The organism is Saprospiraceae bacterium, from assembly GCA_016715965.1.
GTDB lineage: Bacteria > Bacteroidota > Bacteroidia > Chitinophagales > Saprospiraceae > Vicinibacter.
Genome location: JADJXG010000001.1, coordinates 2043297 through 2057459 on the forward strand (window position 1 = coordinate 2043297; position 14163 = coordinate 2057459).

Below are 14163 nucleotides of genomic sequence, written 5' to 3' on the forward strand. Positions count from 1 at the left end.
ATTTATAAACCACTTCTAAATCAAAAACGTATGAAACGAAGCTTACACTTAATTCAGCGATGGGCAGGTCTGCTTTTTCTTGTCTTGTCGCAAACTTATGCAGTCCATGCGCAAGTTACCACCAGTGCGGTACGCGGACGTGTGGTAGACCAAAATAAAGAAGCGCTTCCCGGAGTGCCTGTAAGGGCGGTCCATGTTCCATCCGGAACAGAGTATGTGACGGTCAGTCAAACCAATGGATCATTTATTATGACAGGGATGAGGGTCGGAGGCCCTTACAAAATCTCGGCCAGTTTTATTGGTTACGAAGCGAGCCAGATCAGTGATCTGTATTTATCCCTGGGAGTAACTTCGGACATTAGTTTTATGTTGAAGGAGCAATCTACCACCTTGGAGGAAGTTGTCATTACCGGTAATACAGATCCCATTATGAGTTCTAACCGGACTGGTGCTGCTACTTCTGTCAACAGGGCCAGTATTTCAACGCTTCCCACGATCACAAGAAGAATAGGAGACTTCACAAGACTTACCCCTCAATCCAGAGGAAATTCTTTCGTTGGAACAGATGACAGACTCAATAACATCACAGTAGATGGATCTTACTTCAACAATTCGTTTGGATTAGCAGGTCAGCCCGGAGATCGCACAGGTGTATCTCCCATATCTCTTGATGCCATCGAACAAATCCAGGTCAATATTGCCCCTTATGATGTGAGACAAGGTAATTTTGTTGGAGCCGGGGTTAACACAGTTACCAGAAGCGGTACCAACCAATTGCAGGGATCTGCCTATTATCTTTTCAGAAATGAAAGTTTGGTCGGAACGCGTGCAGCTGAAAATGTTTTGTCGGTAGGTAAATTTAATTACAAACAGGCCGGATTTACATTGGGAGGACCACTGGTGAAAAATAAATTATTCTTTTTTGCAAGTTATGAACAGGAAAATTTAACCGAACCCGCAACGACCTTCAGGGCCAATCGAGGAGGAGAAGCGGTAACAGGAAATGTCACCAGAGTTTTGGCATCTGATCTGGACAGTCTAAGCAAATACCTCCGGACAAAATTCAACTACGAAACCGGGCCTTATCAGGGATATGACAACCAGACCGGAGCCAATAAATTTCTCGTTAAATTGGATTACAACATCAGCAACAAGAGTAAATTGAGTTTCCGTTACAACCATCTCGATTCAGATACCGATGTTCTACTTTCGAATTCATCGTCCCTTGGATTTGGAAACAGACGAAGCAATACGAACGGCTTGAATTTTTTAAATTCCAATTACCAGATCATTGAAAACATCCGGTCTTTTATTGCAGAATGGAATACGACCTTCGGCAACAATATGTCCAACAGTCTGATTGCAGGATATACTTTTCAGGATGAATCCCGCAGATCCAGAGGAGGAGTATTTCCAATGGTAGATATTCTGAAAGAAGGTACCGTGTACACCACCTTTGGTTTTGAACCATTCACTCCAAACAACGAGCTTCGCTATAGCACATTCCAATTGCAAAACAACTTCAACATCTACAAAAACAATCACACCATAACCCTTGGTGTCAGTGCTGAGCGCTATGAATCTGAAAACGTTTTCTTTCCGGGATCTCAAAGTGCCTATGTTTATAATTCGCTGGAGGACTTTTATGCAGACGCGGAAGGATTTCTTGCAGATCCCAACCGAATGGCCTCCCCAGTCAGTTTGAGGAGATTTCAGGTAAGATGGTCCAATATACCCGGACAGGAAAAACCCATCCAGCCGCTTGAAGTGTTCTTTGGAGGTATTTACGGACAAGATGTTTGGACGGTCAATAACAAGCTCAACATCACCGCAGGTCTGAGAGTGGAAGTTCCATTTTTTGGAAATACAGCACTGAAAAATTCAGAAGTAGATACGCTTAATTTCAGAGATGAAGATGGCAATACCGTCAGATATTCTACGGATAAATTACCGGATCCAAACATTTTATTCTCTCCTCGTTTGGGATTTAATTTTGATGTGGATGGCACAAGAAGAACGCAGGTGCGGGGAGGTACAGGAATCTTTACCGGAAGACCAGCTTATGTATGGATTTCTAATCAGGTAGGAAACAATGGAATTCTTACTGGTTTCGAAAGATTGGACAATACTACGACAAGACCTTTCAATCCAGATCCCGATACCTACAAACCAGAAACGGTGAACGGCACTCCTGCCTCACAATACGAGCTTGCCCTGACTGATCCGAGCTTCCGCTTTCCACAAGTTTGGAGATCGAATATAGCCATTGACCAAAAATTGCCATTGGGCCTCGTAGCTACTGTTGAACTATTGTACAACAGAGAACTCAATGGAATTTATTATATCAATGCAAACCTTCCTGCCCCTTCCGGTAACTTTACGGGAGCAGATGATAGAGAGAGATGGACCGCAGGTAATAAAATTGTCAGCAAAATCGACAACGCAATCGTCTTAAAAAATCAAAATGTGGGCAGTGGTTACAACTTTGCAGCCAGCATCGAAAGAATTGCCAACGACGGATTTTACTTTAAAGCAGGATATAGCTACGGCGTTGCACAAAATACCGTCGATGCCGGAAGTGTTGCTTTCGGTAGCTGGAACAACAATCAGCACGCTGGAAACCCAAACAACCCCGGACTGGGCTTTGGTAACAATATGCTTGGTCACAGAGCATTTGGTGCAATGTCCTACAAAGTACAATATGAAAAGGGCAGAGGAGCCACTACTTTCTCATTGTTTTTTGATGCCTTCTCACAAGGTGTAGCCAGCTATGTGTTTAGTGGAGACCTCAACGGAGATGGAGGTACTGCCAACGATTTAATCTATATCCACAGAGACAAAAGCGAGATGAATTTTCAGGAATATTCTGCTTCCGGAAAGACTTTTACAGTCGATCAACAAAGAGATGCCTGGGAAAAATTTATTGAGCAAGATGACTATTTGTCAAAAAACAGAGGCTCTTATGCAAAAAGAGGAGGAATCCTTCTGCCAATGGTGCAGCGTCTTGACCTTGGCGTTGCCCATGATTTTTATATCAATATTGGTAAAAAGAGAAATGCTTTTCAAGTCAGAATGGACATCATCAATTTCACCAATATGATAAATCCAAGATGGGGCGTTGGAGACCGTCTGACAACAACTACACCATTGGTTGTTGCTTCTACTCCTGCTGATGCAGAGGGCAAGACCTTATACAGATTGCAACAGTTTGGTGGTAATTTGATCAGCGAGTCTTACCAAAAAGCTGCCAACATTGCCGATGTATATAGGATACAGTTGGGCATCCGATATACCTTCAATTGATCAAATTTTGTAACTAAAGTTATTCAAAGGGCTGCCTGTTCAGGCGGCCCTTTTTTGTGCATTGAGGAATTCGAGAAGATCCCTTACTTTTGATTGAAACTGCAAAAACATGAATCACTTTGTTCAGACGATGCAATCTTTTTGGATATACCTTTTATTTTTAGTTCTTCTTCCATCTTGTAAGAAAGAAATACAAATACATGACTACTCCATCGCCATTCATGGAGGTGCCGGCACCATCCTTCGTGCAGAAATGAGTTCGGAGAAAGAAAAAGAATATATCACAGCACTGAACACTGCCTTAGACATCGGTGAAAATATTCTGAAAGAAGGCGGGACGGCAATGAATGCTGTGGAACAGGTTATTGTTTATCTGGAAGATAATCCATTGTTTAATGCAGGAAAGGGAGCAGTATTTAACAACAAAGGCGAACATGAATTGGATGCAAGCATCATGGATGGTCAGACAGGTAAGGCGGGTGCGGTCGGCGGAGTCAAGACGATCAAAAATCCAATTCGCCTGGCAAGAATGGTCCTGGAGAAAAGTCCACATGTATTTTTAATGGGTCGAGGTGCTGAGTCCTTTGCGCTGGGAAATGGAATGGACACCGTACCCAATGAATGGTTTGACACAGAATTCCGAAAACAATCCTGGAACAAGGCTCTTGAAGCGGAAGCGAAAGATAGCCTGGATGCACTTGGGATGAAACAAGCGAGATCAGATTCAAAATTTGGTACAGTAGGTTGTGTTGCACTGGATCAGAAAGGAAATCTGGCTGCCGGAACTTCTACCGGAGGGATGACCAATAAAAAGTGGGGTAGGTTGGGCGATGCACCCATTATTGGTGCAGGAACTTATGCAGAAAACGAAGTAGTGGCTGTATCATGCACGGGACATGGAGAATACTTTATCCGGAATGTGGTGGCTTATGATCTGGCCGCCAGAATGAAATATCAGGACAAGCATTTGGCTGAAGCAGTGCATGAAATCATCCACCTGAAACTAAAAAACATCGGAGGAGAAGGTGGCCTCATTGCAGTGGACCAAAAAGGCAACATCGAAATGGCCTTCAATACCGAGGGTATGTACAGAGCCTGTACAAGAAAAGGTCAAAGGGAGGTAAAAATTTTTCATTAAAAAATTTAATTACGAAGCTTTTCGTATTACCTTTGCCTAAAATTAAAAACAATGAAAAAACTGCTCTTTTCTCTGGTCCTTTGTGGGCATTTATTTTGCATGGGCATTGCTCAAGATCAGCCATTTAAAATCAATCATTACGAATTTACTCCCGTCAAAATGCTGGAACGCACCCCTGTTCAGAACCAATTTAAGAGCGGAACCTGCTGGATTTATTCCACCCACTCCTTTTTGGAATCCGAGCTGATCAGAATGGGCAAAGGTGAACACGATCTGAGTGAGATGTACATCGCTCGCGCAGGCTACCTTGAAAAAGGAGAAAATTATGTTCGCCGCCAGGGAGCCACTGCCTTTGGTCAAGGTGCTGAGAACCACGATGTTTTTAATATCATTCGAGAGTATGGCTTAGTCCCCCAATCCATTTATTCTGGATTTCCAATGGGTCAGGACAAACCCATTCACGGAGAAGTAGAAGCGGTCTTAAAGGCCATGGTGGAAGCCATTGTCAAAAATCCGGATGGAAAGTTGCATCCCAATTGGCGCAAAGCCTATCAGGGCGCTGTTGATGGTTATTTTGGAACACCTCCTGCCAATTTTTTCTATCAGGGGAAAACCCATACTCCACAAAGTTTCTATGCATCTCTTGGATTAAATGCGGAGGATTATATTCCTCTTACTTCTTTCAATCACCATCCATTTTACAAACCCTTTATACTTGAAATGTCGGACAATTGGTCCAATGGTATGTTCTACAACATTACGTTGGACGAATTGATGAATACCGTTGAAAATGCCATTCGCACAGGATACAGTGTATTGTGGGCTACTGATGTCAGCGAAAAAACATTCTCTGCCAAAAACGGATTGGCCATTAATCCGCATCAGGCCTGGGAAGACATGGAGGAGGCTCAACGCGACAGCATTTGGAAGGCCCCACATCCTGAAAAGTATGTCACTCAGGAAGAGAGACAATCAGGATTTGATCATTTGGCTACCACTGACGATCACGGTATGCATATCGTAGGAATCGTCAAGGATCAAAAAGGAACAGACTATTTTGCAGTAAAAAATTCCTGGGGTACTTCTGCCAACAAAAATACCGGCGGATATTTGTATGCATCCAAAGCTTATTTTAGAAACAAAACCATGTCGGTGATGGTCCACAAAAATGCCATTCCAAAAGAGATTCGAAATAAGTTGGGCATTTAATTTTAATGCGATCGGGGATTGATCCTGCTGCACTCAATTTGGTATTCTATTTTTGCAATTAAATTTTTAAGATGGCATCGATATTGCAGAGAATTCTGCCTTTAATTTGCTTGTTCTTTTTTGGATGCAGAATTGGAAATGCACAACTGACTCCTGACAAACTTGGATTTGAAAAATTGAGTCTGCACCATAAAAAATGGGGAGAAATCAATTATTACCATTTCACCAAAGGAGAAAAAAAAATAAAGCCGGTGCTCCTGTATTTAGATGGTTCAGGTGCTTATCCAATGTTTCAAATGATGGAAAGAGGAACGGGCAGTACCATTCCATTTGATTATAAAAAATTGGCGGAAGAGTATCATTTGTTGTTTATCAGCAAACCCGGAATTCCTTTTGCTGACAGTGTAAGCAGGGATCCCGAATCCAATCATCCACTGTATCCCACTCCGGATGAATACACCCGTCGACTGTCTTTGGATTGGAGGGTCAACGCAGCAGATTTGGTGCTGAAAGATGCATTGAAAAAATGGAAAGTTGACAAACGAAAGATTGCCATTCTTGGTTTTTCAGAAGGATTTCAGGTAGGCAGTAAATTGATCTCAGTCAACAAATCCATTACGCATGCCATTTTAATGGTCGGAAATGGCTTTACCCAGTTTTTTGATTTTATCATTCAAAACCGGATGGATGCCTTGAATGGAGTCATCAGCGAGGAAGATGCTCGCCGCAACATTGATTCACTTCATCAGGTTTTCGCTGACATCAAAAACGATCCGCTCAATACCGAAAAATCTTGGTATGGTCATAGCTATTTGAGATGGTCGAGTTTTTGTTCAGAGGAACCCATCGAATCTTTATTGAGAACAAATATTCCGGTTTATTTTGTCTCTTGTACAAAAGACCAAAATACATCTCCATTGGGATTGGATTATATTTATCTGCGTTCCGTTTTAGATGGCAAGAAAAATTTGAAATACATCCATTACCCTTACGACCATGGCTTCAATGAGTTTATCACCGATGGTCAAGCAAATGTTTTGTCTGTTAAAAATCACATGAGTGAAGCGATGGAAGAGGCTTTTACATGGTTGAGAAATCAATAGAAATAAAAGCCATTTAATTTTCTGAAATCTCCTTTAGTTTTTGCAAAGCTTTTGGCCAGGTTTCATTAAAATAATCCATGTATTCTTCCGTAATGTCAATGTCAACAATTACAGAGGTGACTCCGTTGTTTTCTTCTAATGTATAATTTTCCAGACCTCCGGCCCATTTTTCAACATCCGGGCCTTCCGTGATTTCCTTTTCTCCGTTCAACACACCATAGTGTCGGATGGACACAAAACGATGGGGTTCGCATTCTGCTATTTCTGAGACCATTCCTCCGCGTTCTCCGTTTTCACCGTAGCCAATAAAATACATTTTGGATCCCTTGCTCCATTCGCCTTCATAAGTGGAAGTTGGATTAAAGATCGAAGTCCATTGTTGGTAACTTTCAATTTGATCGAGCCCCAACATCGTGTTAAAAACTTTAGAAGCAGGGGCGTTTATTTTTATGGAGTATTGTATTTTTTTCATAATTAAAAGGAGGTGGATTCAGTATATTTTTTAAAATTATCCAGTATGGCTTGCCAGCCTTGTTTTTGTAATTCAATTGAATTTACAGTTTCCGCATCAAATATCGTGGATATTTTGCATTGGCCATCGGTTATTTCAAAACTGGTATTTACTTTTCTGCCATCGGTCAAAGTATAAGCAATTTTCTTGAGTGGAATCAGCTCATCATAGATGGCTTCAAAATCAAAACCAAAGCTTCCATCTTTGGCTTCCATTCTGGCGCTGTATTTACCGCCTGGCCTTAGATCATTTTCAGCTTTCGGGCAACACCAACTGTCTGTGGCGAAGTTCCATTGGGTAATGTGATTTGGTTGCGTGTAACAGTCCCATACTTTTTGAAGGTCCGCGGCAATCAATGCTTCTATCTTAATTTTTGTTGTTTCCATTTATTTTAGGATTTAAATTGAAGTCCTTTATCAAATAACAATTTTCTTAATTTTGGCAATGAACCCGGTCCAAATCCGTGCAATTTTAGCAAATCTTGTTCACTGTAATTGGACAATTGTTCTGTGGTAAAAATTTTTTCCGATTCAAGAGCCCTGCGTGCGGGTGCACTCAGTACCGATAAAAATTGATCCTTGGGCTTTCGGGACTCCTCACAAATGGGACAACTCGGACAATCCGTACTTTTAAAATAGCGGTGTCCTTGCGGACAGATACGAAATGTTTGATTAGTTGGAGGCATTTGATCAAGTTATTACCAATGCTTGGTTGGACAAAGGTAAATATAGATTTCATATTTCAACAATACTCTTTTGAATTCTTGTCGGTGGAGACTGTATCTTTTGCGTAAATCTTAGCGCTCATTGCGGTTTTTATTCTTCACCGCAGAGATCGCAAAGGAAAGCGCAAAGTTGCGCAAAGTTTATCTTCTATTGTGGATTCGTTTTACACAAATTAAAATTACCAGATCTTAATAGTGTTGTTTCCTTTGATTTCACCTATTTTCTTAGCGTTCTTTGCGGTTTTTATTCTTCACCGCAGAGCTCGCAAAGGAAAGCGCAAAGTTTCGTAAAGTTTATCTTCTATTGTGGATTCGTTTTATACAAATTAAAATTACCAGATCTTAATAGTGTTGTTTCCTTTGATTTCACCAATTTTCTTAGCGTCCTTTGCGGTTTTTTTTCTTCACCGCAGAGCTCGCAAAGGAAAGCGCAAAGTTGCGCAAAGTTTATCTTCTATTGTGGATTCGTTTTACACAAATTAAATTTACCATATCTTATTAGTGTTGTTTCCTTTGATTTCACCAATTTTCTTAGCGTCCTTTGCGAAGATCTTAGCGTTCTTTGCGGTTTTTATTCTTCACCGCAGAGCTCGCAAAGGAAAGCGCAGAGTTTTACAAAGTTTATCTTCTATTGTGGATTCTTTTTACACAGATTAAATTTACCAGATCTTGTTAGTGTTGTTTCCTTTGATTTCACCTATTTTCTTTGCGTTCTTTGCGGTTTTTATTCTTCACCGCAGAGCTCGCAAAGGAAAGCGCAAAGTTGCTCTATGTTTCTATTCTATATTCCATTCGTTTTACACAAAATAAAATTACCAGATCTTAATAGTGTTGTTTCCTTTGAATTCAACTATTTTCTTAGCGTTCTATGCGGTTTTAATTCTTCACCGCAGAGCTCGCAAAGGAAAGCGCAGAGTTTTACAAAGTTTATCTTCTATTGTGGATTCTTTTTACACAGATTAAATTTACCATATCTTATTAGTGTTGTTCCCTTTGATTTCACCTATTTTCTTAGCGTTCTTTGCGAAGATCTTAGCGTCCTTTGCGGTTTTTATTCTTCACCGCAGAGCTCGCAAAGGAAAGCGCAGAGTTTTACAAAGTTTATCTTCTATTGTGGATTTGTTTTACACAAATCAAAATTACCATATCTTATTAGTGTTGTTTCCTTTGAATTCAACTATTTTCTTAGCGTTCTTTGCGAAGATCTTAGCGTCCTTTGCGGTTTTAATTCTTCACCGCAGAGCTCGCAAAGGAAAGCGCAAAGTTGCTCTATGTTTCTATTCTATATTCCATTCGTTTTACACAAATTAAAATTACCAGTTCTTAATAGTGTTGGTTCCTTTGAATTCAACTATTTTCTTAGCGTTCTTTGCGAAGATCTTAGCGTCCTTTGCGGTTTTTATTCTTCACCGCAGAGATCGCAAAGGAAAGCGCAAAGTTGCGCAAAGTTTATCTTCTATTGTGGATTCGTTTTACACAAATTAAAATTACCAGATCTTAATAGTGTTGTTTCCTTTGATTTCACCTATTTTCTTAGCGTTCTTTGCGGTTTTTATTCTTCACCGCAGAGCTCGCAAAGGAAAGCGCAAAGTTTCGTAAAGTTTATCTTCTATTGTGGATTCGTTTTATACAAATTAAAATTACCAGATCTTAATAGTGTTGTTTCCTTTGATTTCACCAATTTTCTTAGCGTCCTTTGCGGTTTTTTTTCTTCACCGCAGAGCTCGCAAAGGAAAGCGCAAAGTTGCGCAAAGTTTATCTTCTATTGTGGATTCGTTTTACACAAATTAAATTTACCATATCTTATTAGTGTTGTTTCCTTTGATTTCACCAATTTTCTTAGCGTCCTTTGCGAAGATCTTAGCGTTCTTTGCGGTTTTTATTCTTCACCGCAGAGCTCGCAAAGGAAAGCGCAAAGTTGCGCAAAGTTTATCTTCTATTGTGGATTCGTTTTACACAAATTAAAATTACCAGATCTTAATAGTGTTGTTTCTTTTGATTTCACCTATCTTCTTAGCGTTCTTTGCGGTTTTTATTCTTCACCGCAGAGCTCGCAAAGGAAAGCGCAAAGTTGCGCAAAGTGTATTATCAATTATGTATTCCCAAATATACTCCAACTCTTTGGTTTATGTTGTAGCTGTACAAGCTTTCATTTACCCATAGATTTAAAAACTGAGCATTGATATTGTCAAAACCTAAATAAATATCATTTTACACTAATTTGTATCTAATTTTAAGCCAATAAAATATGTACAGGGTTTATCTTTCATAGCTGCGACCATTGGGCAAACAAATCCATTTGATTAACTTTGGCCTTTAAATCAAACCCGATGATTCAGGCAAGTATCGCATATCAAGCCAAGCACAAGATCAGAATTCTTACCGCGGCATCACTATTTGACGGACATGACGCCGCCATCAACATCATGCGCAGGATCATGCAAAGCAGTGGTGCAGAGATCATCCATCTTGGTCACAACCGCTCAGCGCTGGAAATCGTGGAAGCAGCGATCCAGGAAGATGTGCAGGGTATTGCCATTACTTCCTATCAAGGTGGGCACAATGAGTATTTCAAATACATTTTTGATTTGCTAAAGGAAAGAGGCTGCGGACATATTAAAATATTTGGTGGAGGTGGAGGAACCATCCTTCCAACCGAAATTGCAGACCTGCACCAATATGGAATTAGCAGAATTTACAGTCCTGATGACGGTCGTCAAATGGGATTGCAGGGTATGATCAATGATCTGCTCCAGCAATGCGATTTCCAGACGGGTGATTCTCTTAATGGAGAATTAAAAGCCATCGAAAAAGGAGATCTGAGGGCTGTGGCACGTCTCATTTCTGCCATCGAAAATTTTCCAGAACAAGCGGAGACCATTCTCTCAGTTATCGAGAAAAAATCGGCTACAAAAAATATCCCAGTTTTAGGAATCACCGGAACAGGCGGAGCTGGTAAATCCAGTTTGGTGGATGAGTTGATCCGGCGGTTTGTATTGGATTTTGAAGATAAAAACATGGCCATTCTCTCGGTCGATCCCTCCAAGAGAAAAACAGGAGGAGCCTTGCTGGGAGACAGGATCAGAATGAATGCACTGCATCCTGAATTTCATCGTGGAAGGGTGTTTATGAGATCATTGGCAACTCGTCAGAGCAATTTGGCATTGTCTCCTCATATTCGCAATGCCCTGAGAATTTTGAAATGCGCAGGGTTTGACCTGATCGTTCTCGAAACATCAGGAATCGGTCAGAGTGATACAGAAATTGTTGATTTCAGCAATCTTTCTTTGTATGTAATGACGCCGGAATATGGCGCGGCCACCCAATTGGAAAAAATTGACATGCTGGATTTTGCCGACATCATCGCCATCAACAAGTTTGACAAGCGCGGTGCTCAAGATGCCATTCGCGATGTCAAGAAACAATATCAGCGCAACAAGCAAGCATGGAATCAGTCGCCGGAAGACATGCCGGTTTTTGGGACCATCGCTTCCCAGTTTAATGATCCGGGAACAAACCTGCTATACAAAACCTTGATCCAAAAACTCAACGAAAAAGCGGGTACCTCACTTCAATCAAAGTTAGATTTACCCATTGGTGAATCTGAAAAAATTTTCATCATTCCTCCTTCCCGTACGCGTTATTTATCTGAGATCTCGGACAACAATAGGAATTATGACCGATGGGTAGAAGAACAGTCAGAAGTAGCCGGTAAATGGCAGTCTTTGAAGGATGCTGAGAATCTTGTAACTGATACTGTCAGCAAAGAAAAATTGAAGCAAACTGCGCAGGAAATGGAGAACAAACTAGACGGTAGTTCAAGGGAAATTCTACAATCATGGGCTTCAAAGAAGAATGCTTATTCTGCGGATGAATTTATTTACAAAGTCAGGGACAAGGAAGTTAGGGTACCCACTTTTACCCAATCCCTTTCTCAAACCAAAATACCGCGGGTGATGTTGCCACAATATCATTCTTTGAGGGATGTTTTAAAGTGGTCTTTGCAGGAAAACGTGCCGGGAGAATTTCCCTATACAGCGGGAGTTTATCCATTTAAGAGAAAAGAGGAAGATCCAACGCGGATGTTTGCAGGCGAGGGAGGACCTGAGCGCACCAACCGCAGGTTTCATTATGTGAGCATCGACATGCCCGCCAATCGACTGAGTACGGCTTTTGATTCTGTGACTCTGTACGGAGAAGATCCGGATTACAGGCCGGACATTTATGGCAAAGTTGGCAATAGCGGAGTGAGCATTTGTAGTCTGGACGATGCTAAAAAACTATACAGTGGTTTTGATCTCTGCGATCCGCGAACTTCTGTGAGTATGACGATCAACGGCCCTGCTGCCACTATCTGTGCATTTTTTATGAACGCAGCCATCGATCAGCAATGCGAAATTTTTATCAAAGAGAATAAACTTGAATCCAGAGTAGAGCAAGCGCTTAAAACAAAATTCGATGACCGTGGATTGCCAAGACCACAGTACGTAGGAGAATTACCGGCCGGTAACAATGGATTGGGCCTGATGCTATTGGGTTTGACGGGAGACGAAGTTCTTGATGCAACGGACTATCAGAAGATGAAGTCGAAAGCATTAAAGTCTGTAAGAGGAACCGTACAGGCGGATATCCTCAAAGAAGATCAGGCACAGAATACCTGCATTTTTAGCACCGAGTTTTCTCTGAAACTGATGGGAGACGTTCAGGAATATTTTATTCAGAATGGAGTACGAAATTTTTATTCTGTTTCCATCAGTGGGTATCATATTGCCGAAGCCGGCGCCAATCCAATTTCTCAATTGGCGTTTACGCTTTCCAACGGATTTACTTTTGTCGAATATTATTTGTCAAGAGGAATGCACATTGATGATTTTGCACCCAATCTTTCTTTTTTCTTTTCGAATGGGGTAGATCCTGAATATGCAGTGATCGGCAGGGTCGCCCGCAGAATCTGGGCCAAAGCCATGAAGCATAAATACAAAGCCAACGAGCGATCCCAGATGCTCAAATACCATATACAGACCTCGGGGAGATCGCTTCATGCTCAAGAGATTTCGTTCAATGACATCAGGACTACCCTGCAGGCCTTGTACGCCATTTACGACAATTGCAATTCACTTCACACCAATGCGTATGATGAAGCCATCACAACGCCTACGGAGGAATCTGTGCGCAGAGCCATGGCCATCCAATTGATCATCAACAATGAGCTGGGGCTTGCCAAAAATGAAAACCCCTTGCAGGGTGCTTTCATCATCGAAGAATTGACCGATTTGGTGGAGGAAGCCGTACTATCAGAATTTGATCGCATTTCAGAAAGAGGAGGCGTGTTGGGAGCTATGGAGACCATGTATCAGCGCAGTAAAATACAGGAGGAAAGTCTTTATTACGAGACACTCAAACACACAGGAGAATATCCCATCATAGGAGTCAATACATTTCTATCCAAAGATGGATCTCCCACCATTATTCCGAAAGAAGTTATACGTGCAACCGAAGAAGAAAAGAAGGATCAGATAAACGCTTTAAATCATTTAAAATCTGCGAATCTTGAAAAATCCAAATCCGCTTTAAAAAATTTGCAGGATGCCGCCATCCACCATCAAAACATGTTTGAACATTTGATGGTGGCCACCAAATCCTGTTCTCTCGGACAAATCACACAAGCGCTTTATGCGGTTGGAGGAAAGTACAGGAGGAATATGTAACCGAACGATGTCCAGCTGAAAGCTGGACTCGAATGCGACAGCATGAGAAGTGAGGGCACGCGTAAGCGCAACCGAAATCTCAAATTCCTACTTAAGGAGATCGGCAACAGTAACAGAAGTTACACGGGCATTCCCACAAAGGCACAATTTAGCGAGGGCACTACGCGCTCCTGCGCGTGGCATGCAGTTGGACAAAAGCGCCAGAAAGAGGATTGCTTTGCGAGTACATTCGAAATAATTATTGTGCCACAAAGGCACAATTTAGCGAGGGCACCACGCGCTCCTGCGCGTGGCATGCAGTTGGACAAAAGCGCCAGAAAGAGGATTGCTTTGCGAGTACATTCGAAATAATCATTGTGCCACAAAGACACAATTTAGCGAGGGCACCACGCGCTCCTGCGCGTGGCATGCAGTTGGACAAAAGCGCCAGAAAGAGGATTGCTTTGCGAGTACATTCGAAATAATTA

At 41.5% G+C, this 14163-nt stretch carries 8 protein-coding genes; 5 read left to right on the forward strand and 3 right to left on the reverse strand.

The window, feature by feature from the left end; translation table 11 throughout:
- The first annotated feature begins 30 nt into the window (after positions 1-30).
- From IPM48_07735 to IPM48_07750, 4 genes are all read left to right on the forward strand, one after another.
- Positions 31-3303: a TonB-dependent receptor gene (locus IPM48_07735; protein MBK9271473.1), complete on the forward strand. Its 3273-nt coding sequence runs from the start codon at positions 31-33 to the stop codon at positions 3301-3303.
- A 130-nt stretch (positions 3304-3433) separates the two neighbouring features.
- Positions 3434-4441 (forward strand): isoaspartyl peptidase/L-asparaginase, encoded by a 1008-nt coding sequence (locus IPM48_07740; protein ID MBK9271474.1) that lies wholly within the window; start codon positions 3434-3436, stop codon positions 4439-4441.
- Positions 4442-4540: 99 nt separating this feature from the next.
- Positions 4541-5650 (forward strand): aminopeptidase, encoded by a 1110-nt coding sequence (locus IPM48_07745; GenBank protein MBK9271475.1) that lies wholly within the window; start codon positions 4541-4543, stop codon positions 5648-5650.
- Between the two features lie 71 nt (positions 5651-5721).
- Positions 5722-6753, forward strand: coding sequence for a hypothetical protein (locus IPM48_07750; GenBank protein ID MBK9271476.1), 1032 nt, complete (start codon positions 5722-5724; stop codon positions 6751-6753).
- A 13-nt stretch (positions 6754-6766) separates the two neighbouring features.
- Here the strand turns inward: IPM48_07750 and IPM48_07755 are convergent, their stop codons facing one another.
- From IPM48_07755 to IPM48_07765, 3 genes are read right to left on the reverse strand one after another with little or no spacing between them, the layout of a single operon-like run.
- Entirely contained in the window at positions 6767-7225 is a 459-nt protein-coding gene (locus IPM48_07755) for an SRPBCC domain-containing protein (protein MBK9271477.1), read from the reverse strand.
- Positions 7226-7227: 2 nt separating this feature from the next.
- Entirely contained in the window at positions 7228-7650 is a 423-nt protein-coding gene (locus tag IPM48_07760) for an SRPBCC family protein (protein ID MBK9271478.1), read from the reverse strand.
- Positions 7651-7655: 5 nt separating this feature from the next.
- Entirely contained in the window at positions 7656-7949 is a 294-nt protein-coding gene (locus tag IPM48_07765; GenBank protein MBK9271479.1) for a hypothetical protein, read from the reverse strand.
- Between the two features lie 2369 nt (positions 7950-10318).
- Between IPM48_07765 and IPM48_07770 the strand changes: the two genes are divergently transcribed.
- Entirely contained in the window at positions 10319-13696 is a 3378-nt protein-coding gene (locus tag IPM48_07770; protein ID MBK9271480.1) for a methylmalonyl-CoA mutase family protein, read from the forward strand.
- Positions 13697-14163 lie beyond the last annotated feature (467 nt).